The 26,808-nt window shown below is 65.2% G+C and carries 18 protein-coding genes; 11 read left to right on the top strand and 7 right to left on the bottom strand.

Annotated elements, in window-relative coordinates; translation table 11 throughout:
* The coding region (locus tag CYD53_RS03065) for an NAD(P)/FAD-dependent oxidoreductase (RefSeq protein WP_146055801.1) at positions 1 to 312 on the top strand (312 nt) is incomplete at its 5' end.
* 262 nt (positions 313 to 574) lie between these two features.
* On the opposite strand, the gene CYD53_RS03060 is transcribed toward CYD53_RS03065, so the two are convergent.
* Complete coding sequence (locus CYD53_RS03060) at positions 575 to 3,076, bottom strand: MFS transporter (protein ID WP_103716610.1); 2,502 nt, start codon at positions 3,074 to 3,076, stop codon at positions 575 to 577.
* Between the two features lie 172 nt (positions 3,077 to 3,248).
* Complete coding sequence (locus CYD53_RS03055; protein WP_103716609.1) at positions 3,249 to 4,484, bottom strand: urate hydroxylase PuuD; 1,236 nt, start codon at positions 4,482 to 4,484, stop codon at positions 3,249 to 3,251.
* A 270-nt stretch (positions 4,485 to 4,754) separates the two neighbouring features.
* Here CYD53_RS03055 and uraH point away from each other — a divergent pair, with 270 nt between their 5' ends.
* Positions 4,755 to 5,111 carry a hydroxyisourate hydrolase gene (uraH, locus tag CYD53_RS03050; protein ID WP_103716608.1) on the top strand — a complete coding sequence of 119 codons (357 nt, stop codon included), beginning with the start codon at positions 4,755 to 4,757 and terminating at the stop codon, positions 5,109 to 5,111.
* Between the two features lie 5 nt (positions 5,112 to 5,116).
* On the top strand, positions 5,117 to 6,538 hold the full coding sequence (puuE, locus tag CYD53_RS03045; protein ID WP_103716607.1) for an allantoinase PuuE: 1,422 nt from the start codon (positions 5,117 to 5,119) through the stop codon (positions 6,536 to 6,538).
* Positions 6,539 to 6,743: 205 nt separating this feature from the next.
* Here puuE and CYD53_RS03040 read toward each other — a convergent pair whose 3' ends face one another.
* Positions 6,744 to 7,505 (bottom strand): SDR family NAD(P)-dependent oxidoreductase, encoded by a 762-nt coding sequence (locus CYD53_RS03040; RefSeq protein WP_103716606.1) that lies wholly within the window; start codon positions 7,503 to 7,505, stop codon positions 6,744 to 6,746.
* Between the two features lie 242 nt (positions 7,506 to 7,747).
* Here CYD53_RS03040 and CYD53_RS03035 point away from each other — a divergent pair, with 242 nt between their 5' ends.
* The 3 genes from CYD53_RS03035 (at position 7,748) to glgX (CYD53_RS03025) (ending at position 12,609) form a co-directional block, all read left to right on the top strand.
* Positions 7,748 to 7,957 (top strand): hypothetical protein, encoded by a 210-nt coding sequence (locus CYD53_RS03035; protein WP_103716605.1) that lies wholly within the window; start codon positions 7,748 to 7,750, stop codon positions 7,955 to 7,957.
* Positions 7,958 to 8,116: 159 nt separating this feature from the next.
* A complete protein-coding gene (locus CYD53_RS03030) occupies positions 8,117 to 10,594 on the top strand; it encodes a glycogen/starch/alpha-glucan phosphorylase (protein ID WP_245928052.1) in 2,478 nt (825 codons plus the stop codon).
* 5 nt (positions 10,595 to 10,599) lie between these two features.
* A complete protein-coding gene (glgX, locus tag CYD53_RS03025) occupies positions 10,600 to 12,609 on the top strand; it encodes a glycogen debranching protein GlgX (protein WP_245928051.1) in 2,010 nt (669 codons plus the stop codon).
* A 97-nt stretch (positions 12,610 to 12,706) separates the two neighbouring features.
* On the opposite strand, the gene glgX (CYD53_RS03020) is transcribed toward glgX (CYD53_RS03025), so the two are convergent.
* Complete coding sequence (gene glgX / locus CYD53_RS03020; RefSeq protein ID WP_103716604.1) at positions 12,707 to 14,794, bottom strand: glycogen debranching protein GlgX; 2,088 nt, start codon at positions 14,792 to 14,794, stop codon at positions 12,707 to 12,709.
* A 223-nt stretch (positions 14,795 to 15,017) separates the two neighbouring features.
* Between glgX (CYD53_RS03020) and glgA the strand changes: the two genes are divergently transcribed.
* Positions 15,018 to 16,550, top strand: a complete 1,533-nt coding sequence (gene glgA / locus CYD53_RS03015) for a glycogen synthase GlgA (RefSeq protein WP_245928050.1) — start codon at positions 15,018 to 15,020, stop codon at positions 16,548 to 16,550.
* A 57-nt stretch (positions 16,551 to 16,607) separates the two neighbouring features.
* Here glgA and CYD53_RS03010 read toward each other — a convergent pair whose 3' ends face one another.
* Complete coding sequence (locus CYD53_RS03010) at positions 16,608 to 16,850, bottom strand: DUF2934 domain-containing protein (protein ID WP_181011688.1); 243 nt, start codon at positions 16,848 to 16,850, stop codon at positions 16,608 to 16,610.
* A 185-nt stretch (positions 16,851 to 17,035) separates the two neighbouring features.
* Between CYD53_RS03010 and glgB the strand changes: the two genes are divergently transcribed.
* Both glgB and malQ read left to right on the top strand, forming a co-directional pair.
* Positions 17,036 to 19,243 carry a 1,4-alpha-glucan branching protein GlgB gene (gene glgB, locus CYD53_RS03005; RefSeq protein ID WP_103716601.1) on the top strand — a complete coding sequence of 736 codons (2,208 nt, stop codon included), beginning with the start codon at positions 17,036 to 17,038 and terminating at the stop codon, positions 19,241 to 19,243.
* A 127-nt stretch (positions 19,244 to 19,370) separates the two neighbouring features.
* The gene (gene malQ, locus CYD53_RS03000; protein ID WP_103716600.1) at positions 19,371 to 21,434 is read left to right on the top strand and encodes a 4-alpha-glucanotransferase; all 2,064 of its coding nucleotides are present in this window, start codon (positions 19,371 to 19,373) and stop codon (positions 21,432 to 21,434) included.
* Between the two features lie 153 nt (positions 21,435 to 21,587).
* On the opposite strand, the gene CYD53_RS02995 is transcribed toward malQ, so the two are convergent.
* Together CYD53_RS02995 and CYD53_RS02990 are read right to left on the bottom strand one after the other, a co-directional pair.
* Positions 21,588 to 23,027 carry an SNF2-related protein gene (locus CYD53_RS02995; RefSeq protein WP_245928049.1) on the bottom strand — a complete coding sequence of 480 codons (1,440 nt, stop codon included), beginning with the start codon at positions 23,025 to 23,027 and terminating at the stop codon, positions 21,588 to 21,590.
* Positions 23,024 to 23,992 carry a LysR family transcriptional regulator gene (locus CYD53_RS02990; protein ID WP_181011687.1) on the bottom strand — a complete coding sequence of 323 codons (969 nt, stop codon included), beginning with the start codon at positions 23,990 to 23,992 and terminating at the stop codon, positions 23,024 to 23,026. Before CYD53_RS02990 ends, CYD53_RS02995 begins: the two co-directional genes overlap by 4 nt.
* A 158-nt stretch (positions 23,993 to 24,150) precedes the next feature.
* On the opposite strand from CYD53_RS02990, the gene CYD53_RS02985 reads away from it, so the two are divergent.
* Together CYD53_RS02985 and CYD53_RS02980 are read left to right on the top strand one after the other, a co-directional pair.
* Entirely contained in the window at positions 24,151 to 25,677 is a 1,527-nt protein-coding gene (locus tag CYD53_RS02985) for an ABC transporter substrate-binding protein (RefSeq protein ID WP_103716598.1), read from the top strand.
* A 205-nt stretch (positions 25,678 to 25,882) separates the two neighbouring features.
* A complete protein-coding gene (locus CYD53_RS02980) occupies positions 25,883 to 26,800 on the top strand; it encodes an ABC transporter permease (protein WP_103716597.1) in 918 nt (305 codons plus the stop codon).
* Positions 26,801 to 26,808: the final 8 nt, after the last annotated feature.

The raw sequence follows: 26,808 nt of genomic DNA, 5'->3' as shown, positions 1-26,808 counted from the left end.
ATCGCCTGCGATACGCTCCTGCCCTTCTTCGGGCTGACCATGAAGCTCGGGCCGATCGCCGATTGGGGCCTCAATCTCCACGAGAACCTGATCCCGGCCGATACCGAGAAGTTCGAGACGTCGACGCCTGGCATCTTCGCCATCGGCGACATCAACACCTATCCCGGCAAGCTCAAGCTCATCCTCTCGGGCTTCCACGAGGCAGCCCTCGCAGCCCAGAAAGTCCATCGCTACGTCTATCCCGACAAGCGACTGACCTTCCAGTACACGACCTCATCGACATCCCTCCAGAAAAAGCTCGGAGTCGCGTGAGCGGACGACGGACGGGGCCACGCGCCCCCGTCTAAAGCGTTTTCGAGCGAAGTGGACACCGGTTCGCGTGAAGAAAGCGCGTCAAAACAAGGAGCTAGAGCACTTCCACGATCGGGAGAAACGCGGAAATGCTCTAGAGCCGGATGATTTCAGATGGAATCACGAAATGGTCCCATCTGAAATCCGAATCCGTCTCGCATCATCGAGTTAGAACAGGATGCGAAAAACCGGTTCCCACTTTTTCTAAACCCTGCTCTCGCGCTCAGTACTCGCGCGTCGAAGACATGTGCGAGCGCTCGCCGATCTGAGGCTGGGGCACCGAACCGAGACGCAGCGTCTCCAGCGTCGCCCGTGACGGAGTTGCCAGCGCAGGCTGGAAGCGGCCGGCGGCATCTCCAGACGCGATCTGCGGCTGCAGCGGTCCGGGCACCGGCAGATCGTCCTCGATATCGCGCGGCGGATCGACGCGATCCCGGAACTCGGCCAGCGCCCCTTCGATCGGATGGAAGCTGAAGTGGACCTTATGCGTCCCGGCCGGCACCTGCACGGCACGGAACAGCACGTTGGCCTTCAGGATCTCGGTGTCGACGCCGTCGACCTGCGCCCGCCACCAAGGGTGCCAGATGTCGTTCAGCACGACGAAGCCGGCCTGCGTTGCCTTAACCTCGATCTCGATCTCGGTGTTCTGGTAGCGACCGAGCTTGATCTCCGCCTGGGCCGCGCTCGGCCCTTCCGGCACAGCCTCGGGCGGCTCGGAATCGAGCAGCACGACCTGATGCGGATCGACATCCGGCCAGCGCCCGCCAGCCTTCATGCCGTCGAAATCGGCCATCTGCCAGCCGCCGACGAACAGCACGCGTGGCAACGCGCGAGGGTTCTCGTAGATATACCCTTCCTTGGTGCGCGCGACGAGCTTGAGGTCACCGTCATGGAGCTTGTAGTCGACCTGGCCGATCGGCACCGGCGTGGCGATGTAGCGCAGGCCGAGCAGATCGGCGAGGCGGCAGCGATAGGAGGGGAACAGCGGCGTGAACTTGCGCTCTTTCGGGTCGCCGATCGAATCGCGCGTACCAACTGCGTCGGAGAAATCGGCCAGCCGCAGGGGGTTGTAGCCCAGCGTATGGTCGAAGCCGTGGACCATGCCGACATTGGGCCATTCGAAGCCCATGCCGAGCAGTTCGACCCGGTCGCGGCGCGGCGAGCCCATGGGCTGCGCGACGAGCCGCTTCAGCGTCCGGACGGTCTCGTTTTGCGTGTCGGGACGCAGCACGTCATAGAGATCTGGCGACAATGCAGTCGATTCATTGGGACCGTTGTTGCGGCCAAGATCGGCACCGATGACGCCGGTGACCAGCACGGCCGCGGCAAGCGGGCCGATGCCGTTGCGCCAGCGCATCAGGACGCCCACCACCAGCAGCGACGCGCCGAACCACGCCACGGCGGAGGCTACGGGCCACCAGGCATCGCGCAGATGCCGCTCATCGGCCGAGACCACGAGCGCCAGCACGATCACTGCCGCGACGACCCCGGCTCCGATAGCGAAATCGCGCTTCAGCGAGCCCAGATTCTCTTCCGACAGCAGGCGATGCAGCACATAGCCCGCGAGGATGGCGCCGAGCCCACCGATCAGGAAGGTCGAATCCGCCGGCCGGCGGAAGGCCTTCACGCCCGGCAGATATTCGTAGAACAGGTGGAAGGCCGGCGTGTAGCGGCCGAGCGCGAACAGCACCATGAAGAGGAAGAGCAGGCTGAACGGCCGGACGGCCTTGTCCCAGAGCCAGCCTCGCGTCAGACCGGGCGCGATCAGCAGCAGCAACGGCAGTGCACCGATATAGACCTGTCCCATGTTCTGCGACAGGAACAGTTCCTTGGCGTTCCAGGCGGGGCTGTAGGGCCCCCAGAAGTCGACTGCGGGATCGCGCGCGCCGAACAGGTCCGCGACGAAGGCGGTCAGCAGTGAGGCCGGATGCAGCGAGCCGCGGCCTGCCTCGACGAAATCGACCTCCGGCCGCGTCGTCGCCTCGGCGAAGAGCCAGGTCCAGAGCAGCGGCATGGCGATGGTCAGGATGCCGGCCAGGCTCGCCACCGTGATCGGCGCGAGGCTGGCGCGGACAGCCGCCCAGCCGCCCGAGAGCCAATGCGCCAGAACCATGCCGATCAGCACATAGGCGCCCAGCATCGCGACCTGGTCCGGCTCCAGCACCATCATGCCGCCGGCGAGGCCAGCGAGCGCGCCGGAGAGCAGCGAGGAGCGTTGCAGCATGCGTGCCGTCAGCCAGAAGGCGATGGCGAAGTAGGCAAGGCTCGCGATCTGCCCGACATGCTGCACGCGCCACGCGGCCGAGGCGCCGAAAGCGAAGACGATCGCCGCAAGCAGGCCGCCGGCGGGATGCCATTTGCGGTCACGGAAGAACATCAGCAGGGCAAGGCCGCCCGCGAGCAGATGCGCCAGCACATAGGCGTCGACCTCGCGGAAGCTCGGCGAAGACGTCAGCAAAGCGAGCAGGATCGCGGGCGAAAAGATCAACGATTGCGGATCGGCGACCTGGGGGGAGCCACCGAAGACATTATGCGTCCAGAACGGCGACTGGCCGCTGTGCAGCGCCTGAGCCAGGAACTGGATCTGCGCCTGGAAATGCGCCTTGGCGTCGAACGGAATCGTGACGGACCCTGAAAGCCATGGCCAGCACAGGATCACCCAGACACAAACAAAACCCACGGCCGCCAGCCGATAGCTGACGCCCTTCTTCAGAAAAGTGTTCAAGCGGACCCCCCGGTCCCCTCAGTACTGGACGATCCCGGAGTCGGAACCAGCCTCCATTCTGTCAGTGCGGGAGAAAATGCAGTGGCCGATGTGAACCGAAACTGAATGAAATCGGCGAGGCGTTCAGCTTCCGCCCGACAAGGTCAAGGCTTGGTGAGCGCCATCATCCGTTTCAGCGGGTACTCCCGAGCCAGGCAGCCAGCAGCCGGCGTTCATCCGGGGTCATGCCGGAGAGATTGTTGGGTGGCATCGCATGCGTCATCACCGCTTGCACCTTGATGGCGCGGGCATGGGTGGCGATGAATTCCGGCTCGTGCAGCAGCACACCCTTGGGCGCGATCTGGATGCCGGGCCAGGACGGCTCCGGCGCATGACACATGGCGCAGCGCCCGCTGACGATGGTGCTGACCTCGACCGGCGGCAAGGCCATTCCCGCCAGCAAGACGGGCTTGGCCGTCGCCGGCGGCGAAAGCCCCAGCCGCTCGCGCCCACCCGGCGAGGACGCCATCGCGAGCCAGAAGGCGAGCCAGAGCGCCAGGATCGCGACGCCCCAGCACCACCAGGGCGACTTCGCATGGTCGGCGTGGCGGAGATTGTAGAAATGCCGGATCAGCGCGCCCGCGACGATGATCAGCGCCACCAGCACCGGTATCACCGCCGAATTGGCGTAGGTCACCGGGTAATGGTTGGACAGCATCAGGAACAGCACCGGCAAGGTGATGTAGTTGTTGTGCGTCGAGCGCTGCTTGGCGGCCTTGCCGTATTTCGGATCGGGTTTCTCGCCCGCCGTCAGCGCCGCGATGACCTTGCGCTGGCCCGGCATGATGTTGAAGAAGACATTGGCGGTCATGATCGTCGCCATCAGCGCGCCGGTATGGATCAATGCGCCACGCCCGGAGAATACGCTGGCGAAGGCCCAGCTCGCAGCGACGACATAGCCGAAGCCGAGCAGGCCCAGCACGACGTCATTCCGGCCCAAAGGCGACTTGCATAGGAAGTCGTAGAACAGCCAGCCCAGGGCCAGCGCCGCGATACCGATCGCACCCGCAGCGAGCGGCGACAATGCCATCACCGCCGGGTCGATCAGATAGAGCTCCGACTGCGCATAATAGACCCAGACCAAAAGGAAGAAGCCCGAGATCCAGGTCCAGTAGCTCTGCCATTTATGCCAGGTCAGCTCGGCCGGCATCACGGCGGGAGCGACCATATATTTGCGCATCTCGTAGAAGCCGCCGCCATGGACCTGCCAGGCGCGTCCCCCCTCGCCGGGCGGAATGTCGGCGGCAGGCCTCAGGCTGGCGTCGAGATGGATGAAGAAAAACGACGAGCCGATCCAGGCGATCGCCGTGATCACATGCAGCCAGCGCAGCAGCATGCCGCCCCATTCCATGAGATAGGCATCAAGCATTGCCCGGCAGGCCTCGCGTTGCGCGCGCCGGCAATTGACAGGGCCGAATCCGAGGTGAAACTCTCATGATGCGTCCAGACTAGAGCAGGATGCGAAAAAGTGGGAACCGGTTTTTCGCAGCGATCCTGCTCTAACTCCTTGATGAGAGACGGATTCAGATTTCAGATGGGACTTTATGATCCGATCTGAAATCATCCGGCTCGAGGGTTGGCTTTTCACGAAGGCAAGCTTCGTTCCGAGCGCGCGCAACCGCAAAGGGTTTCACCACGAATGGGACGCCTCTCCACCCATGTGCTGGACACGGTCAACGGCAGGCCGGCGCCGGGCGTGACGATCACGCTCGACCGCGTGCTGCCGGACGGTTCGCGCCGCCGCCTCGTCGAGACCCGAACCAATGCCGATGGCCGCACCGATGCGCCTCTCCTGAGCGGAGACGGGCTCACCATCGGCACCTATGAACTGAGCTTCGCGATCGGCGCCTATTTCCGCGCGCTGGACACCGCCCTGCCCGAGCCAGCCTTCCTCGATATCGTGCCACTGCGCTTCGGCATCGCCGACGCGCAAGGCCATTATCACGTCCCGCTCCTGGCCTCGCCCTGGAGCTACTCCACCTATCGCGGCAGCTGACCCTCATGACCGACACCGCCTATCCGCGCGACCTCAAGGGCTATGGCCGCGACGCCCCCAATCCGCATTGGCCGGGCCAGGCCCGCATCGCCGTCCAGTTCGTGATCAACTACGAGGAAGGCGGCGAGAACAACATCCTGCATGGCGACGCGGCCTCGGAGGCTTTCCTGTCAGAGATCGTCGGCGCGGCGCCATGGCCCGGCCAGCGCCACATGAACATGGAATCGATTTACGAATACGGCTCGCGCGCCGGCTATTGGCGGCTCTGGCGCATGTTCACCGAACGGAAGATGCCGGTCACCGTCTTCGCGGTGGCGAGCGCGCTGGCACGCTATCCCGAGATCGTCGCCTCGATGCAAGAGGCCCATTGGGAGATCGCGACCCACGGCCTGAAATGGATCGACTATCGCGATGTGCCGGCCGAGCGCGAACGCGCCGACATTCTCGAAGCCATCCGCATCCAGACCGAACTCACCGGCGAGCGTCCGCTCGGCTGCTATCAGGGCCGCACGTCACAGAACACGATTCCGCTCACCATGGCGGAAGGCGGCTTCCTCTACACGGCCGATGTCTATGCCGACGAATTGCCCTATTGGCTCGCCGGCCCGGGCGGCCCGCAGCTCGCCGTGCCCTATACGCTCGACGCCAACGACATGCGCTTCGCCACGCCGCAGGGCTTCAATGCCGGCGACCAGTTCTTCGCCTATCTGAAGGACTCGTTCGACACGCTCTATGCCGAGGGCGAGACGGCGCCCAAGATGATGTCGGTCGGGCTGCATTGCCGGCTCGTCGGCCGGCCCGGTCGCGCCGCGGCGCTGGCGCGCTTCCTCGACTACGTTCGGAGTCACGATCGCGTCTGGGTCGCGACAAGGCTCGATATCGCTCGGCACTGGATCAGGCATCATCCGCCTGCCGGCGATTACGTGCCCTCGAAACTGCCCAAGGCGCTCTTCGTCGAGGTTTTTGGCCGGGTCTGGGAGCATTCGCCCTGGGTCGCAGCAGCCACCCATGATGCCGGCCTGGCTGCGAGCGAAGACAGCGCCGCGGGCCTGCATGCGGCGATGGCGAAGGCGATGCGTGCCGGCTCGCACGACCAGCAGAAAGCGCTCCTGCTCGGCCATCCCGACCTTGCCGGCAAGCTCGCCGCGGCAGGTGAATTGACGCCGGAATCGAGCCAGGAACAGGCCTCCGCCGGGCTCGACCGATTGACCAGCGACGAGCGCGTCCGCTTCACCGCATTGAACGAGGCCTACAAGGCCCGCTTCGGCATCCCCTTCATCATCGCCGTGAAGGGGTTGTCGAAGACGGAGATCCTGGTCGCCTTCGAAGCGCGCCTGAAAAGTTCGCCTGAACAGGAGTTTGCGACGGCGCTGGGGCAAGTCGAGACGATCGCGCTGTTGCGGCTGAAGGAGTTGCTGCCGGCTTAGTGGAGGGTGCGGGGAACCCTTCTCCTGCATCGAAGTCGGGTCTACCTGACTTCGACACTTCGAGTACTGACTCGGGCAGGTCCGAGTTCAGTGAGAGGGGCAGGGGTGAGCTGTCGGCCTCTGGACCAGTTCCAAGTCGGAAACACCAGACTTGGATTGGAGAGGGTTCCCCGCGGTTCCGCGCCTCACGGCCATTGCGACGAACTCACAGCCCACTCACCAGATGCCCGCCATCGACGGCGATGACCGACCCGGTCATGAAGCGCGAGGCATCGGCGCAGAGCAGCAACAGCGCTCCGTCCAGATCGCCGAGATCGGCGGCGCGGCGCATCGGGATGCGCTTGATCAGCGCCTGCCCCGGCTCGGTCTCGAAGAAATCGCGGTTGAGATCGGTGATGACATAACCCGGCGCCAGTGCATTCACCCGGACCTTGTGGCGCGCCCATTCCAGCGCCAGCGCCTTGGTGAGCTGGATCAGGCCGGCTTTCGCCGCCGCATAGGGCGCGACCGAGATCGCGACCCGCTCGCCCAGGATCGAGGCGATGTTGACGATCGCGCCACCGCCATCCTGCCTGGCCATGATCCGCGCCGCGGCCTGCGCGGCAAAGAAGCAGCCCTTCAGATTGACGTCGAGATGCGCATCCCATTGCGCCTCGCTGAGCTCGAGCGCGCGCGCGGGCTCGGCAACGCCGGCATTGTTGATCAGCACGTCGAGCCCACCCATCGCCGCGCTCGCCTCGGCAAGCCCGGCCTCGATCGCAGCGACGGAAGCGACATCCAGGGCAAGCGGCCTCACCGTGCCGGGAAGGCCGTCGCAGGCCCGCGCCAGTGCGCGCAACCTGTCGAGCCGTCGCGCTGCCGCGACGACCTCGGCGCCCTGCCCCGCCAGCAGCGTGACGAAATGCGCGCCCAGGCCCGACGACGCACCCGTCACCAGAACGCGCTTGCCCCTCAGATCGTCGAACATGCCGGTTCCCTGTTTCCATCCCCTCAGCGAGGGGACACCGCGAAGCCGGGTGGGTCAACCGGCTAGAGCGTTTTCGAGCGAAGTGGAAACCGGTTCGCGTGAAGAAAACGCGTTAAAACAAAAGATTAGAGCAATTGAACGATCCAGTTGGATCGTTCAATTGCTCTCGCGGATTACCCGGACAGGAACCGTCCCGGCCGGGGCGCGTTGATCGGACTGGGTGGACATGGAAGGGATAGTTGATGTTTCGGCTTCTTCTGATCATCGCGGTGCTCGCGATCGGCTATGACGCTGTCGTGCATCAGGGCGCCTATACGCGTAGCGCCTGGACCAGCGTCGTCGGCCTCGCCGATTCAGCGGTGACCAACGCCAAGAACTTTGGCGAGAAGAACATGGGCGAAAAGAACATGGGCGAGACAGCGCGCGAGGGCCCCCGCAGCCAGACCAACTGAGCGGGCGCGCATCCGCGAAAGCGGGCAGCCGGATGGCCGCCGGCTTTCATCCGCCTGGCCGAGCCCGCCGCGAAAGATGCTGCAGTGCGGTGGTTTCGGCTGGACTTGATCGGGCGTTGCCTCGACACTCGCGGCAGCGAAACAGCCGGGGTTCCACGCTTGACCGAGACAGCCGCCGAAGCAAAGCCGACATCCGCCGCTGAATCGAAAGATCTGGTCGAAACGCTGAAGGCCGAGATCGTCAGGAAGCTGACCTATTCGCTCGGCAAGAACCCCTCCGTGGCGCAGCCGCATGACTGGGTGACAGCGGTCATCCTCGCCGTGCGAGACCATGTCGTCGATGTCTGGCAGCGCTCGACCCATGAAAGCTACCAGACCGGGCGCAAGCGGGTTTACTATCTCTCGCTCGAATTCCTGATCGGCCGTTCGCTCGCCGACGCGCTGAACAATCTCGGCCTCACCGGCCCGGTGGCGCAGGCCATGGCCGATCTCGGTGTCGATCTCGGCGCGATCGAGACGATCGAGCCCGACGCGGCGCTGGGCAATGGCGGCCTGGGACGTCTGGCCGCCTGCTATCTCGAGGCCATGGCCTCGACTGGCGTTCCCGCACTCGGCTACGGCATCCGCTACGACCACGGCCTGTTCAAGCAGGTGATCGATGGAGGCAAGCAGGTCGAGGTGCCCGAGGACTGGCTCTCCTTCCGCAACCCCTGGGAGTTCGAACGCCGCGAAAGCGCGTATCAGATCGGCTTCGGCGGCTCGGTCGCCGCGACTGAGAAGCCGGGAGAGGTCGTCTGGGAGCCGGAAGAGACGGTCTTCGCCGTCGCCTATGACACGCCGGTCATCGGCTGGCGCGGCCGCGACGCCACAACGTTGCGGCTCTGGCGCGCCCGCGCCATGCACCCGCTGAAACTCGACGCCTTCAACCAGGGTGACCTCGTAGGGGCCGTCGCCGAGCGAAACCGCGCCGAGGCGATCTCCAAGGTTCTGTATCCGAACGATTCCACGCCGGTCGGACAGGAATTGCGCCTGCGTCAGGAGTTCTTCTTCACCTCGGCCTCGCTGCAGGACCTTGTGCGCCGGCACTACCGCCAGTTCGGCAGGCTCGACAACCTGCCCGACAAGGTCGCGATCCAGCTCAACGACACCCACCCGGCGCTCGCCGTCGCCGAGATGATGCGCCTGCTGGTCGACGAGCACGGCCTCGCCTGGGAGGATGCCTGGACGATCACCAACGGCACGATCTCCTACACCAATCACACTCTTCTGCCCGAGGCCCTGGAGACCTGGCCCGTCGCTCTGATGGAGCGGCTCTTGCCGCGCCACATGCAGATCATCTTCGGCATCAATGCGCGGTTTCTCGACGGCGTGCGTCGCTCGGCAGGCGGCGACAAAGTCGAGCTTTCGACGATCTCGCTGATCGACGAATCCCATGGCCGGCGCGTGCGGATGGCTCATCTCGCCTTCGTCGGCTCGCATACGGTCAACGGCGTCTCGGCCCTGCATTCGCGCTTGATGCAGGAAACGGTCTTCGCACCGCTTCACGCCATCTTCCCCGACCGCATCACCAACGTCACCAACGGCATCACGCCGCGGCGCTGGCTGCTTAGCGCCAATCCGGGCCTGACCAAGCTGCTGCAGGAGGTCTGCGGCCCGGGCGTGAGCGACGACATCACCCAGATCCATAAGCTCGCGGCCCATTCCGGTGAGACCGCCCTGCATGAGCGCCTGGTCGAAATCCGCCGCCAGAAGAAACTGAAGCTGGCGCAGGTGATCCGTCACGAGACCGGTGTCGTGGTCGATCCTGCGGCGCTGTTCGACGTCCAGATCAAGCGCATCCACGAATACAAGCGCCAGTTGCTCAACATCCTGGAGACGATCGCGCTTTATGACGCGATCCGCTCCGAGCCCTATCGTGACTGGGCACCGCGCGTGAAGATCTTCGCCGGCAAGGCCGCCTCGAACTACGGCACGGCGAAAGCGATCATCAACCTGATCAACGACGTCGCGAATGTGGTGAACAACGACATCACCACCCGCGACCGGCTCAAGGTCGTGTTCCTGCCGAACTACAATGTCAGCGCGGCCGAGATCATCATTCCCGCCGCCGACCTCTCCGAGCAGATCTCGACTGCCGGCATGGAGGCATCGGGCACAGGCAACATGAAGTTCGCGCTCAACGGCGCGCTGACCATCGGCACGCTCGACGGCGCCAATATCGAGATCGGCGAGCGCGTCGGCGCCGACAATATCGTCATCTTCGGCATGACCGCAGAAGAGGTCGAGGCAGCCAAGCGCGATCCGCGCCCGACCGAGGAGGTCATCCGCTCCGCCCCGCATCTCGAAGGCGTGCTCGACGCCGTTGCCGGCGGCGCCTATTCGCCGCGCGAGCGCGACCGCTATCAGGACCTCGTCGCGGGTCTGCGCGCCAATGACTGGTTCATGGTGTTGAACGATTTCGAGAGCTATCGTCAGGCGCAACGCCGCGTCGATGCGCTCTGGGCCGACCAGGCAAGCTGGTGGAAGAGTTCCGTCATCAACACCGCTCATTGCGGCTGGTTCAGCGCCGACCGCTCTATCCGCGAATATGCCGAGCGCATCTGGCATGTGCCGGCGCGCCCGGCACCGCAAGGCTGACCCGCTTGGCCGACGCCTGGCGGATCGCGCCCTGCGCCCTGCCGGCGCGAATGGGCGCGAGCATCACCCGGGACGGCGTCGCGTTCGCGGTGTTCTCCCGCAATGGCGACAGCGTTCAGCTCTGCCTGTTCGACGATGACGGCGAGCGCGAGATCGCCCGACTGCCCCTGCCCTGCCGCAGCGGCGATATCCATCATGGCCTGCTGCCGAACGCGAAGCCCGGCCTGCGCTACGGCCTGCGTGTCGAGGGCCCTTGGCAGCCCGAGCGCGGCCACCGCTTCGATGCGACCAAGCTGCTGGTCGATCCCTATGCGACGCTGATCGACCGCCCCTTTCGCTGGGTTTCCGCCTTGGCGGCTCCGCCCTCGGCCGGAATGGACACGGCCGCACTCGTGCCGCGCTGCATCGCCGTAGGCAGCGAGCCAGTCCAGGTCAGGCCGGGCCGGGAGCAGACGCCCGCCTTCGTCTACGAACTCGGCGTCAAATCCTTCACGATGCGCCATCCGGACATCCCGCAGCCTCTGCGTGGAACGCTGGCAGCGCTCACCGCCGAACCTGTCCTGGCCCATCTGCAACGCCTCGGCGTCAGTCATGTCGAATTGATGCCGGTTGCGGCCTGGATGGATGAGCGCCATCTGCCGCCGCTCGGATTGAGCAATGCCTGGGGCTACAACCCGGTCAATTTCTTCGCGCTCGATCCGCGCCTCGCTCCCGGCGGCGAGGCCGATCTGCGCGCGCTCTGCGCGGCCTACGCCCAAGCCGGCATCGGCGTCATCCTCGACATCGTCCTCAACCACACCGCGGAAAGCGACGAGCATGGCGCGACGATCTGCCTGCGTGGCCTCGACAACGCCGTCTATTACCGCCACGCGACGGACGATCCAGGCAAGCTGATCAACGACACCGGCTGCGGCCATACGCTGGCGCTGGACCGTGCGCCGGTCCTGCGCATGGCGACGGATGCGCTGCGGCATTGGCGGGCCTGCGGCGTTGCGGGCTTTCGCTTCGACCTCGGCACGGTGATGGGCCGCTCCGATACCGGCTTCTCGGCCGAAGCCCCGCTTTTCGCCGCGCTCCTGCAGGATCCCGATCTCGCCAACGCTCTCTTGATCGCCGAGCCCTGGGACATCGGGCCCGGCGGCTACCGGCTCGGCGAATTCCCCTCTCCCTTCACCGAATGGAACGGCCGCTATCGCGACGATATCCGCCGCTTCTGGCGCGGCGACGGAGCGGCAGGCGCGCTGGCGACGCGCTTGTCGGGCTCGGCCGATCTCTTCGCCGGCCGGCATCGCGGCCCCAATGCCAGCATCAATTTCATCGCTGCCCATGACGGCTTCACGCTCGCCGACCTCGTCGCCTATGCGGCCAAGCACAATGAGGCCAATGGCGAAGACAACCGCGACGGCGACAATGACAGCCACAGCTGGAACAACGGCCTCGAAGGCGCCAGCGAAGACGCGGCAGTGAAGGCGGCGCGCGAGCGCGACATCCGCGCGCTGCTGGCGACCTTGTTTCTCTCGCGCAGCATTCCGATGCTGACGGCCGGCGACGAATTGGGCCGGACTCAGTTCGGCAACAACAACGCATATGCCCAGGACAATGACGGGTTCTGGCTGGATTGGGCCGGAGCGGATCTGGAGCTGATCGCCTTCGTCGCCCGGCTGGCCACCCTGCGCGGGGAGTATCCCCTGATCCGTGGCGAGAGCTTTCTGACAGGGCAGCCTTCGGAGGGCTCGGAGCGTCCGGACGCGACCTGGCTTAGCGCCGATGGGGCGCCTCTGGCTGACGCCGACTGGCATGGGCTCGATGTTTTTGGGCTGCTGCTTGCGGGCCCCCATGACGCCGTGCTGATCGCGTTCAATCGCCGAGATCAACCGGCGGTCTTTGCGCCGCCGGACGCCTTGGCGGGACGAGCCTGGCGTCAAGTCTTCTGCAGCTCCTCTGCCGGAGGAGCTGCCCAGTTGCCGCCACGCAGCGTTTCGCTGTTCGCAGAGGCCTCCCGACCTACGCCGTGAATCTCGGGCGAATCCCTCGGGTCCGATCTTCGATCGGCCCAGGGGTACACTCCGCGCAGGCCCGAGAAGCTCTGATCAGATCTGCTCGGATGCTCGCTTACATCAGGACGATCAGGGACCTTGCCGAAAGCGTCAATTCGCTCTCGGCCTTCAGGCCCTTGCGTCCCTCATCCGAACCCGGTCCCGTCTCGGTGTCGAGCACAACCGACCAGGCCCCCTGCTTCACCCGCATCGGCAACTTGAACACCACCTCGCCGTCGAAGGCATTGAACAGGATCAGCGCCTCGTCGCCGCCTTGCTCGACCTCCGGCGTGTGCATCATGAGCCCGATGGCGCGCACGCCCTCATCGTCCCAATGCTCCTCTTGCTGGTCGCCGCCGGCCGGGTTGACCCAGCGCAGCACGCAGCCATCGCGGAAGCTGGCGCGACGGAAGATCGCGTGCTCCTCGCGCAAGCTCGTGACGCGCCGCACAAACGCGGTCAGCGCCTTGTCGCGCTCGGTTAGCCCGTCCCATTTGATCCAGGCGAGTTCGTTGTCCTGGCAGTAGACGTTGTTGTTGCCATCCTGCGAATGGCCGAGCTCGTCACCTGCCAGGATCAGCGGCGTGCCATGCGAGAGCAGCAGGGTCGCGAGCAGATTGCGCTTCTGGCGTTCACGCGCGGCAATGACGCCCTCGTCATCGCTTGGTCCCTCGACGCCGAAATTGAAGGACAGATTATGCCCGTGTCCGTCCTTGTTGTCCTCGCCGTTCGCGTCGTTGTGCTTCTCGTTGTAGGAGACCAGATCGTTCAGCGTGAAACCGTCATGAGCGGTGATGAAGTTGACGCTCGACCAAGGCCTGCGCCCGCGCAGATCATAAACATCGCCCGAACCTGTCACGCGAGCCGCGAGATCGCGGATGATGCCCTCCTCGCTCTTCCAGTAGGCTCGCGTGGTGTCACGATACTTGTCGTTCCACTCAGCCCAGCCGGGCGGGAAACCACCGACCTGATAGCCACCGGGCCCGATGTCCCAGGGCTCCCCGACGAGCTTGACCTTGCGCAGAACCGGATCCTGGCCGACCGCATCGAAAAAGCCGCCGCGCTGGTCGAAGCCGTGCGGCTCGCGGCCCAGGATGGTGCCGAGGTCGAAGCGGAACCCGTCGACCTCCATCACCTCAGTCCAGTAGCGCAGCGAATCCAGCACCATCTGCAGCACGCGCGGATGGCTGGTGTTGACCGTGTTCCCGGTGCCCGTGTCGTTGATGTAGAAGCGCGCCTCGCCGGGCATCGTGCGGTAATAGGAGAGGTTGTCGATGCCCTTGAAGGAGAGCGTCGGGCCGAGCTCATTGCCTTCGGCCGTGTGATTGTAGACGACGTCGAGAATGACCTCGAGGCCGGCATCGTGGAATTTGCGCACCATGTCGCGGAAGGACGCCAATCCAGCCCGCCCTTCATAGCGCTGCTCGGGCGCGAAGAAGCCGATCGTGTTGTAGCCCCAGTAATTGGTCAGGCCCTTGGCGACGAGATGGTGGTCGTCGAGATAGGCATGGATCGGCAGAAGCTCGACCGAGGTAACGCCGAGGCTCTTGATGTAGTCGACGATCGCCTGTTGCCCGAGCCCGTCGAAAGTTCCGCGCATGTCCTTCGGCACCGCCGGATGCAGCTTGGTGAAACCGCGTACATGGGTTTCGTAGAAGATCGTCCGATCCCACGGAATCGCCGGCCTGGTCGGCGCCTTCGGATCGGCCAACAGGTCGCAAACGACGCATTTTTGCGTGAATGAGGCGCTGTCGAGCTCGCTGAAGCTCAAATCCTTGTCGACCTCGGCATTGACGTCATAGCCGTAATGGGCGTCGTTCCAGGCGATATCGCCGGCATATTCCCTGGCATAGGGGTCGAGCAGCAACTTGTTGGGGTTGAAGCGGTGGCCCTCTTCGGGCGCAAAACGGCCATGGACGCGATAGCCGTAGCGTTGCCCCGGCCTCACGCCCGGCAAATAGCCGTGCCAGACCTCATTGGTATATTCCGGCAGAGTGATGCGGGCGACCTCGCTCTGCCCGCTCTCATCGAAAAGGCAAAGTTCGACGCGCTCGGCAGACGCCGAAAACAGCGCGAAATTCGTGCCGCCTCCATCGAAGACAGCGCCCAGATCTCCCGCCTGCCCAGCCTCGACATCGAAGCGCGCGCCAATATTGTCAGCCATGCCTGCCCCTCTTGGCGGACCAGGCGCGGCGGCGGTCGCAGCGTCAGCTGCTCCATATCCGCCGCATCATGCGTTACACCCGCCGCGAGATCTGCAACGTCTCCGCCGCCGGAGCGGTTCCCGGGGATCGGCCCGGAATTTGCATCAATATTTTGCATTGCAACATGGAACTTTAATCTTTCCGTAGTGTTCTGAAATCAGCGTTCAGGCGGGAATTGCGACGATGTCCGAAGTGCCTATGCAGGCCGTGATCGACACCAGTTCCGCAACCTCCGGCCACGCCCTGACCTACGCTGCGGCAGTCAAGGACGGAGCTCCTGATCCTCGTTCCGCCCTGCCCTCGGCCACCAGACTTCTCTTCGTGACCTCGGAGATGGGCGACTTCATCAAGGCCGGCGGCCTCGGTGAGGTCTCCTCGGCCCTGCCGCGCCAATTGCGCTCGCTCTGCGACGTTCGCGTCCTCATCCCCGGCTTCAGGAAGGTGCGCGCTGCGAGGCCGGCCATGGACATCGTCGCGCAGTTGCCGCGCACGGCGAGCCTGCCGCCCTGGTCGCTCGGCCGGTTCAATACGCCTGACGGGCTCACCATCTACGCGGTGCTCTGCGACGAGCTTTATGACCGCGAAGGCTCTCCCTATGGCCCCTTCGCGGGCGGCGATTTCACCGACAACGATATCCGCTTCGCCAGATTGTCATTGGCCGCAGCCGAGATCGCGGCCGGCGAAGCCGATCCGAACTGGAAGCCCGACATCATCCACGTCAATGACTGGCCCTCGGCCTTGGCGCCGGGCTATCTGCGCTGGAAGGGGCTCAGCACTCCCTCGATCCTGACCATTCACAATCTGGCCTATCAGGGGCTCTACCAGCCGGCGCGCATGAATGCGCTGGGCATCCCCGACCTCGCCTTCTCGGTCAACGGCGCCGAGTTCCACGGCAAGATCTCCTTCCTGAAGACCGGCATCTTCTACGGCTCACATGTCACCACGGTGAGCGAGACCTATGCTCGCGAGATCACCACCGCCGAGCATGGCTGCGGCCTCGAGGGCCTGCTCAAGACGCGGATGGACGAAGGCCGCCTGACCGGCATCGTCAACGGCATCGACGATAGCTGGGCCTCGCCGATCACCGGGGAAAAGACGCCTGCGCGTTTGATCCGTCAATGGAAACAGAAGAACGCGACCGATATCCGCCAGACCTTCGATCTGCCGCAATCGCGCGGTCCGCTCTTTTCGATCATCTCCCGCCTCGTCCACCAGAAAGGCATCGATCTGTCGATCGAGGCGGCCGAGACCATCGTCGCCAATGGCGGCCAGCTCATCGTCACCGGGCGTGGCGAGCCGCGATTGGAGGACGCGATCGAGCGGCTCGCCCGGCAAAATCCTCATGCCATCGCCGCCCGTATCGGCTTCGACGATGCCGAGGCGCGGCGCATCTTCGCCGCCAGCGATTTCCTGCTGATGCCGTCACGCTTCGAGCCGTGCGGGCTGAGCCAGATGTATGCTCAGCGCTTCGGCACATTGCCGATCGCCTACCGCACCGGGGGATTGGTCGACACCATCGAGGACGGGCTCTCCGGCTTCCTGTTCTCCTCGCCGACCGGCGCCGGGCTGACCTCGGCCGTGACGCGCGCCTTGCAGGCGTTCAAGACGAAGCGGGCCTTCAAGCAGATGCGTGAGCACGCCATGGCCAAGCGTTTCGACTGGACCCGCCCGACCCATCGTTATGCCGATGTCTATGCCAGGGCGCTCGCGGCTTGAATTCGCCCGCTCTTTGGCTCGCCGGACACACAAGGCCTATCGCGCGCGCCTTCTCGCTCAGCCCTTTCTGGCGGGCCCGGCCTTGGCTGCAGCCGTCTTGGCGGGTGGCGCGGCCTTGGCCGAGGCTTTTGCGACAGAGACGGGCGCCTTGCCCTTGGCCGCAGGCTTGGCTTTCGCGGCCGCGCTCGCGGCGACACGCGCTTCGGCCTGCTGCCAATGCGCCAGATCACGCCCCTCGGGCTTTCCCTCCGCCTCCCAGATCGCATAGGCCGTGTCACGAACGATCTGTTCTCTGCTCATCGCATGTCTCCTTGTCACACGCCGCCCGCGCCGTGTGTCAACCGCAATTGCAAAGCTTGGTTCCATGTCCAGTGCGGCACCGAACACAATCTCCCCAGCGCGGAACGCAATATGACTCTATTGCGTTGCATCATCGAGAATTCCGCGCCGTCAGCGGGGTTCCGTTCACGATGGGACCAGGATAGATGACGCGCCAGATTCCGCTCCGCCTCCCCAGCCTGCCGGCGCGCGATCTCGCCCTTCTGGAAGAGGGCCGCCACCCCGATGCCTTTGCCGTGCTGGGCCGCCATATCGTGGGCGACGTCACTGTCGTGCGCGCCTTCCTGCCGGGCGCGAACTATGTCGAGCTGATATTCGGCGAAGGCCGCGACGCCATTGCCATGATCGGCCAGGGCACAGGCCTGTTCGAAGCGCCTGCGCCTGCCGAGGGGCCATATAGGCTGCGTATCGCCTGGCCGGGCGGCATCACCGAGAGCGCTGACCCCTACAGCTTCGGCCTGCTGCTCTCCGACGACGACATCTATCTTTTCGCCGAGGGCCGGCATTTCGACCTCGCGACACGGCTCGGCGCCAATCTACGCACGATCGACGGCGTCGAGGGCGCGCTCTTTGCCGTCTGGGCTCCCAACGCCTCCCATGTCGCGGTCGTCGGCGACTTCAACGGCTGGGATGGCCGCCGCCATCCGATGCGACGCCGGCTCGGGCCAGGCGTCTGGGAGCTGTTCATCCCCAACGTCGAGGCGGGCGCGGTCTATAAATACGCGATCATCGCGGCTTCGGGCGAGCGCCTGCCCTGGAAGGCGGACCCGCTGGCGCGGCGCACGGAGGAGCCGCCGCGCACCGGTTCCGTCGTGGCGCAGGCCAGCGAATTCACCTGGAGCGATACCGACTGGATCGAGGCGCGCAGCCGCACCAACCCCATCGCCGAACCAATATCGACCTACGAGGTCCACGTCGGTTCCTGGCTTCGCACGCAATGGGGCCAGATGGGCTCCTGGGACGAGGCAATCGAAAGGCTGATCCCCTATGTCCAGCATATGGGCTTCAGCCATATCGAACTGATGCCGATCACCGAGCATCCTTTCGGCGGCTCCTGGGGTTATCAACCGCTCGGCATGTACGCGCCTACCGCGCGGCTCGGCCCGCCCGAGGCCTTCGCGCGCTTCGTCGACCGCTGCCATGCCGTCGGCATCGGCGTGATTCTCGACTGGGTGCCGGCACATTTCCCTTCCGACGCGCATGGTCTCGCGCGCTTCGACGGCAGCGCGCTTTACGAGCACGAAGACCCACGCGAGGGCTTCCACCGCGACTGGAACACGCTGATCTACAATGTCGGCCGGCGCGAGGTGCGCGGCTTCCTGATCGCCTCGGCGCTGTGGTGGATCGAGACCTTCCATCTCGACGGCCTGCGCGTCGATGCGGTCGCCTCGATGCTCTATCGTGACTATAGCCGCCTGCCGGGCGAATGGGTGCCCAACCAGTATGGCGGGCGCGAGAATCTGGAGGCCGTCAACTTCTTCCAGGAACTCAACACGCTGGTCGGCACGCGCGGTCGGGGCGCGATCACCATCGCCGAGGAATCGACCGCGTGGCCCGGCGTCACCACGCCCGTGCATCATGGCGGGCTGGGCTTCCATTTCAAATGGAACATGGGCTGGATGCATGACACGCTGCGCTTCTTCGCACGTGACCCGATCCATCGCGGCCATCATGGCGACGACGTCACCTTCGGGCTGATTTATGCTTTTTCGGAGAATTTCGTGCTGCCGATCTCGCATGACGAGGTCGTGCACGGCAAAGGCTCGCTACTCTCGCGCATGCCAGGCGACGACTGGCAGCGTTTCGCAAACTTGCGCCTCTGTCTCGCACTGATGTGGAGTCATCCCGGCAAGAAGCTTCTCTTCATGGGCTGCGAGTTCGGAGCCGAGGACGAGTGGAACGTCGACGTTCCCTTTCCCTGGCCCCACCCCGATGACGCGCGACGCCGCGGCGCGATGCAGCTCGTACGCGATCTCAACGCGCTCTACCGTTCGACCCCCGCGATGCACCGCCTCGACCATGCGCCTGAAGGCTTCGCCTGGGTGATCGCCGACGACCGCGCCAACTCGGTCTTCGCCTTCCGGCGCTCCGGCGGCGCGGACACGCCCGACATCCTCGTCGTCGCCAACATGACTCCGGTCCCACGCCACGATTATCGCATCGGCGTGCCCAGGAGCGGCTTTTGGCGCGAGCGGCTCAACAGCGACGCTGGCGTCTATGGCGGCGCCGATATCGGCAATGGCGGGCAATGCCGGACGAGCCCGGCCGCCCGGCACGGCCAGCGCCAGAGCCTGTCGCTGACACTGCCACCGCTCGGCCTGCTCGTGCTCGAGCACGACAGTACCGGCGCCTAGAGATGGCTGAACTGGAACCATCCACCGTGATCCCCAGCGTTCGCGTTCGCGAAAAGGCCGGAAGTTCTGGCCGCGGCGCTGCGCCCGAAAGCAAGGACCACGCGGGGCCCCCCTTGCGGAGACTTCGATGAGCGACGAAACCCTGCGCCAGCTTGCGGCCAAGGCCGGCGTCGCGCCGCATTGGACAGACCAGACGGGAGCGGAGCGCGCGGTTACGCCCGCGAGCCTGCGCGCCATCCTGTCGGCGCTCGGCCTGCCGGCCGACAGCGATTCGGCCCTGCGCAACTCGCTCTCGATGCTGGAGAGCGGCATGAATGCGGCAGCAACCTCGCGCTTCACCACGGCGCGCGTCGGCCAGCCGGTCAGCCTGCCGCTGAGCGCACCGGGCGGGACGACGGTCGAGATCCTGATGGAAGGCGGCGCGCATCGCGTCGTAACCTCCGAGGAGGGCTATGACGGTGCTCTGACGCTGCCGGCCTTCGCCGAGCCCGGCTATCATACGGTCCGTACCTCGGAGGGCGATTTCTCCGTTGCGACCGCGCCCGAGCGCTGCATCACATTCGCCGACCTCAATGCGGGAGCCCCCGGATGGGGGCTGGCGGCGCAGATCTATTCGCTGCGAACGGTTGGCGATGGCGGCATCGGCAACTTCGCCGGCGTCGCGGCCTTGGGCCGCAGCGCCGCCAGGCGGGGAGCCGACGCGTTGGCGATCAGCCCTGTCCATGCGCTTTATGGAGCCGAACCCGCCCTCTTCAGCCCTTACTCGCCCTCGACGCGCCTGTTCTACAATCCGCTTCACGCCGACCCCGGAGCCGTGCTTCCAGGCGAGCTGATTCAGGATGTGATCGCGAAGTTCGGTCTCGCCGACGCGATGGCCAAGCTCGGATCCCTGCCGCAGGTCGACTGGCTTGCCGCGACAGCGCAGCGTTGGACGCTGCTGCGCGGCCTGTTCGACGCCCTGCGCGATCCCGCCTGCGCGGCCGAGGCTTCGCGTACCGATTTCGAACGCCATCTGGCTGAGGCCTCGCCGCTTCTGAAGGCCCATGCCGTCTTCGAGGTCTTGCACGCGGCAGAGCTGCGTCGCGACCCGGCCGTCAGGAACTGGCGCGACTGGCGGCCGGCCTTTCGCGATCCCGACAGCCCCGAAGTCGCCGCCTTCGCCGCCAAGCATCAGGACGAAGTCGCCTATCAGATCTTCCTGCAATGGCTGACGGGCCGCTCCTATGGCGAGGCTCAGCGGGTCTGCCGCGAGAGCGGCATGAATGTCGGGCTCATCGCCGATCTCGCCATCGGCATGGACGGCTCCGGCAGCCACGCCTGGAGCCGCCAGCACGAGATCCTGGGCGGCCTCAGCATCGGCGCACCGCCCGACTATTACGCAGCGGAGGGGCAGAACTGGGCCCTGACCACCTTCTCGCCGCGCGGCCTCGCCGCATCAGGCTTTGCGCCCTTCATCGAGACGCTGCGCGCGAGCCTGCGCTATGTCGGGGGCATCCGCATCGACCATGTCATGGGCATGAGCAGGCTTTGGCTGATCCCCGAAGGCGCCGGGGCGCTTGACGGCGCCTATGTCAGCTTCCCTGCCGAGACGCTGTTTCGCCTGGTCGCGCTCGAATCCTGGCGGCACAGGGCGGTCGTCATCGGCGAGGATCTCGGCACGCTGCCGAACGGCTTTCGCGACGATCTGCGCGCGCAGGGCGTCGCCGGCTTGCGCGTCCTGCGCTTCGAGAAGACTGAGCACAGCTATGTGCCGCCGGAACAATGGGATGCCGGTGCGGTCGCCCTGACCACGACCCATGACCTGCCGCCGACCGCCGGCTGGTGGGCCGGAACCGACATCGACCCCAGTGACGATGGCATCGACCAGGACAATCTGCGCGCCTGGGATCGCGGCGTGCTCTGGGGCGCCTTCCAGAATGCCGGGCTGGTCGAGGGCGAGCGCCCGGCGCCCGACGACACCGACCCGGTGGTCGACGCCGCGATCCGCTACATCGCCCGGACGCCCTGCACGCTGAAAATGCTGCCTATCGAGGACGCGCTCGGCATCAGGACGCAACCCAACGTGCCGGGCACAACGACGGAGAAGCCGAACTGGCGGCATCGGCTCGATGGCGAGGCGGGCGCTCTGCTGGATGACGCAACCGTACAGGCGAGGCTGCGCCATCTCGGGCCGCCGCGTGGGACGAATTAGCCCATTCCCTCAGCCCTCATCCTGAGGAGCAGCCGTCATTCTGCGTCTCGAAGGATGGTCCAGCAGTCTCGGGAGCCTCCTGGAACATCCTTCGAGACGCCGCTTCGCGGCTCCTCAGGATGAGGGCTGAGGAAAGCGAGCATCCGCAAAACGCTATGCCGCCGCCCGCGCCTCGACGATGCCCGCTATCGCCTCCAGCATGCGCGTATCGTCGCCCGCCAGCCCCTCCATCGCCGCCATGCGCGTGATCACGGTGCCGGCGACCGCCTCCTCGACCGTGTCCTCGGCATAGGCATAGAAGATCGTCGCGTGCTGGCCGTCGCGATGGCAGCGGCCCTCGATCTGCTGGAGCTGGATCGCGGAGTGGCGCATGTCGTGGATCACCAGCGAGCGCTCGCGGTCGCCGCCCGGCATCTCGCCGCGATGCAGCGAGATCGATTCCGTCACAGTGAAGATCACGGCGTCGAGGCGGCCGGTCTGGAAAGCGATGCGCGTCTCTTCATTGACCGCGCCGGAGCGCTCGCCATTGATCTCGCCGACCGCCCAGCCGCGCCCGCGCAAGGCCTCGGCCAGCATGGCGCTGGTTTCCAGGAAGGCGACCGAGACCGCAACCTGCTCGTCATTGCCAAGCAGGTCATCGCAGAAATCGACCGTTCCCGGAATCCGCAGCAGGCTCGCCTTTTGGCGGAAGCGCAGATCCGCCGCCCAACCTTGCGGCTTGCGTGTCGAGCCTCCAGCCAGACCCAATTCGCGCCGGAATTCGCGCCAGGTCGCATCATAGAGCTTTCGTGCCGCGCTATCCAACGCCACCGGCGCGAGCTCGCGCTGCACCTCGGGCCAGCCGGCGATCTCTTCGGGCCGGCGGCGCAGGCCGATGGCGCGCTCGCCGCGATAGAGCAGAGCCGCCATCACCTTGCGATCAGCCTCGTTGGGCTCCCAGCTCCAGTTCTTCCAGCGCCCTTTCGCCCGGCCGATCCTGAGCTGCTTCATCAGCACGCGAAACCCGTCGAGATCGGCGCTCGGCATGCCCGCGGCCCGCGCCAGCAGCGGCCCGAGATAGGAGAGCTCATGCGGCGACTGCCCGGCGGTGGCGCTCATATAGATCGTGAAGCGCCCGGCTGCGGCCATCTGCCGGCAGACCAGCCCCTGCTGCGAATTCGGGTTGCGGATGCGATGCGCCTCGTCGATCACGACGAGCGGCCAGACACGCTTGGGCGCACCATGCTTTGCAAGCTCATTGTTCTTCGCCCGGGTCGAGCGCTTCTTGCTGTCGGCAGGGGCTGCCAGCAGTGACTTCGTCCGCTCGAAATTCATCAGCGTGACGCGTTTCGCCGGCAGGCCCGAGAGCGCCATCGTCCGCCGCCATTGCGGGATCGCACCCTTCGGGCAGATCACCAGCACCTCCTCCTCCGGCATCGCCGAAAGCGCGAGCCAGGCGGACAATGTCTTGCCGAGCCCGGTCAGATCCCCGAGCAGAAAGCCCGGCGCGCCCGCGGCCCGCGCAGCCAGAATCGCATCGCGCGCGACGAGCTGATGGGCGTGGGGCACCATCAGGGCGGCGCCGTCGGCTTGCGTCCCGGAGATCGAAGTCATGCCGTCTGCGTTGCCACGTCCACGGCTTGCGCCGCAAGCCCGGCGCCCCGCGCCACCGCCGGCACGAGCCTGTCGACGCTCTCCAACTCCCGCACCAGAAGCGCCAGGAAATTTGTCACCAGCCGCGGCAGCACACGGCCCGACATGGTCTGCAATTGCAGGCTGCGCGAGGGCATCTCGGCATCCTTCAATGGCAATGCGACGAGCGAGCCGTCGCGTTCCGAAGCCCCGAAGGCGATGCTGCTGGCGAAGGTTACGGCCCCGCCGAGCCGGCAGAAATGCAGCACGCTGGTGACATTGGTCGAGGTCAGCACCGGATCCAGCGTCAGTCCCCGCGCCGTGCAATGGATGTCCATGACCTTGCGCACCGTCGCCTCGCCATCGAGCATCGCGATCGGATAGGCGAAGATCTCCTCCATGCTGACCGGGGCCCGAGCCAGCAGCGGATGGTTTGAGGCGACATAGGCATAGGTCGGAACGGCACGCTGCCAATGGCTCGTGACGCCACGCTCGGAGGTCAGCACGAAGGTTGCGCCGATATCGACCGCGCCGAGCCGCACCTGCTCCGTCACCACCAGCGGCGACATCACCTTGATGTCGAAGGCGACCTCGGCATGCCGTTTGCGGAAGGCGTGGATCATCTCGGGAATGAAGCTGATCGCCAGGCCCTCGGTAACGCCCAGCCGGATCAATCCCTTGTCGGCGCTATTGAGTTCGCGGATTTCGCTGACGACCTGCTCGCTCTCCAGCGCCAGGCGCTGCGCATAGGCGGCCAGTGTCTCTCCGGCCTGGGTCAGGATCATGCCGCGCGCGCGCCGCTCGAACAGCAGCGCGTCGAGTTCCTTCTCGAGATTGGAGACCTGCCGGCTGACCGCAGACGCCGCCACGCGCAGGCGCTGGGCCGCCGCGCTGACCGAACCGGTCCGGGCCACCTCGAGGAAATATCGCAGGGCCGATGTCTGCATGGGAACGCCTGTAGCCGTCCCATGCCCAAACGGCAACGATCCGTTCGATTCATTCTTATGGCGGCAAGCGCAATCCTTGGGCAGATTTGCGTCCGCACAAAGGAACGGCAGAGACGGTAAAGCCGCGACGCCGCAAACCGCTTCGAGGGGACCGAAGAATGACATTGATAGCCAAGGCTTGCGCGCTGATGCTGGCTTCGACCACGCTGGTGGCGACGGCGTCCAGCCCGGCGCTCGCCCAAAAGGCCGCAAACACTGTCCGCTTCGCCTATGATCAGGCGCCGGAGAACGTCGATCCGTTCTTCAACAATGTCCGCATCGGCGTGATCATCGGCGCCAATGTCTGGGACACCCTGATCTACCGCGACCCCGACACCAACGAGTACAAGGGCCAGCTCGCCAAGAGCTGGAAGCAGATTGACGACAAGACGATCGAGTTCGATTTGCGCGAGGGCGTCAAGTTCCACAATGGCGAGGAGTTCGACGCCGACGACGTCGTCTACACGCTGAACTTCATCGCCAAGCCCGAGAACAAGGTCGTCACCCAGGGCAACGTCAACTGGATCGGGAAAGCCGAGAAGCTCGACAAATACAAGGTCCGCGTCACGACCAAGGAGGTCTTCCCGGCCGCGATCGAATATCTCGCCGGCCCGGTCGTGATCCATCCCAACGAATATTACGAGAAGGTCGGCCCCAAAGGCCAGAACGAGAAGCCGGTCGGCTCGGGTCCCTACAAGGTCACCAACTACGTCCCGGGCAAGTCGATCACGCTCGAGGCCAACAAGGACTATTTCAAGGATTCACCGAAGAAGCTCGGCAAGATCGGCAAGATCGAGATCCGCTTCATCCCCGATCGCCAGACCCAGATGGCCGAGGCGCTGTCGGGCGGCGTCGACCTGATCATGCATGTCCCCAAGGACCAGGCCGACCAGCTCAAGGCCGTGCCGACGCTGCAGGTCGTCTCGGGCGAGACCATGCGTATCGTCTTCATGCAAATCAACTCACTGGAGAACACGCCCGCGCCGGCGCTGAAGGATGAGCGCGTCCGCAAGGCGATCAACCACGCCATCGACCGTGAGGCCATGGTCAAGAATATCGTCGGCGAGGGCTCGCGCGTCCTCAACACGATCTGCTTCCCCTCGCAGTTCGGCTGCACCGACGAGGGCGCGGCGCGCTACCCCTATGATCCCACCAAGGCCAAGGCCCTGCTCGCCGAGGCCGGCGTCAAGGACCTGACGCTCGACATCGTCGCCTATCGCGAGCGCAACCAGACCGAGGCGCTGATCGGCTATCTCCAGCAGGTCGGGATCAAGACCAATCTGCGCTTCCTGCAATATGCCGCAATGCGCGAGGTCATCAGCAGCAACAAGGCCAACCTGACGCACCAGACCTGGGGTTCCTTCTCGGTCAACGACGTCTCGGCCAATACGCCGAACTACTTCGCCTTCCGCACCGAGGACATCACCAGGGACGCAGCCGTCCGCGACCTGCTCAACAAGGGCAACAACTCGGTCGCGCCCGATATCCGCAAGGCGGCCTATAAGGAGGCGCTGAAGATCATCGCCGACAAGGCCTATGCCGTGCCGCTTTACTCGTTGCCGGTCTACTACGTCGCCAGCAAGGACCTGGCGTTCAAGGCCTATCCCGACGAGATGGTGCGTTTCTGGGAGATGGGCTGGAAGTAAGCTCGGGTCCAGCCTCTAATCTCTCGCTGTCATTGCGGGCACCCGGGTCTTGCCTTCGGCAAGCCCGAGTACAGGCTCCGCGAAGCAGTCCGGAAAGTCGCGCCACGGCCCCTGGATTGCTTCGTCGCTGCGCTTCTCGCAATGACGGCCTCGCGTCGGAAGGAGTTTGCATGCCGACGATTCTCAAAGCGAAGGGACCTGCCCCTTGCTAGGCTTCATCCTCAAACGCCTCGGCCTTGCGGTTCTCGTCGCGCTGACGGTGTCGGCGCTGGCCTTCATCCTGCTGCGCCTCTCCGGCGATGTCGCGGTCGCGATCGCCGGCGAAGGCGCGCAGCAGGCCGATATCGACCTGATCCGCGAGACCTATGGCCTCAACCGCCCCATCATCATTCAATATCTCGACTGGCTCTGGCGGACGCTGCAGGGCGATTTCGGCACCTCGATCTATTTCAAGACCGATGTCGCGGCTCTCGTCTTCTCCAAGCTCCCGGCCACGCTGATCCTCGGCCTGAGCTCGCTCGTCTTCGCACTCGCAATCTCGATCCCACTCGGCGTGCTGGCGGCTGTCTACGCCAATAGCTGGATCGACCGGCTGGCGCTCGCCATTGCCGTCGTCGGCCAGGCCCTGCCGAATTTCTTCTTCGCCTTGTGCCTTGTGATGCTGTTCTCGATTACGCTGCGCTGGCTCCCGGTCTCCGGCTCGCAGAGCTGGCAGCATTACGTCATGCCGACGATCGCGCTCGGCTACTATGCGGCACCCGCCTTCATGCGGCTGATCCGCGCCGGCATGATCGAGGTGCTCTCGGCCGACTATATCCGCACCGCCCGGGCCAAAGGCGTCGCGCCGCGCAAGGTCGTCTTCACCCATGCGCTGCGCAACGCCCTCGTGCCGGTCGTGGCGCTGGCCGCCGTGCAGCTCGGCTTCCTGCTCGGCGGCTCGGTGGTGATCGAGACGATCTTCGCGCTCGATGGGCTGGGTTATCTCGCCTATCAGAGCATCACCTATAAGGATTTCCCGGTCATGCAGATGGTCGTGATGCTGCTCTCGGCTGTCTACGTCCTGCTGACGCTCGCAGCCGACATCGCCAATGCCTGGCTCGATCCGCGCATCAGGGTGTCCTGAGATGCAGG

This window comes from Allobosea psychrotolerans (genome assembly GCF_002917105.1).
Taxonomy (GTDB): Bacteria; Pseudomonadota; Alphaproteobacteria; order Rhizobiales; family Beijerinckiaceae; genus Allobosea; species Allobosea psychrotolerans.
The sequence above is the reverse complement of the archived record's forward strand: the minus strand, read 5'-3'. Positions and strand labels throughout refer to the sequence as shown.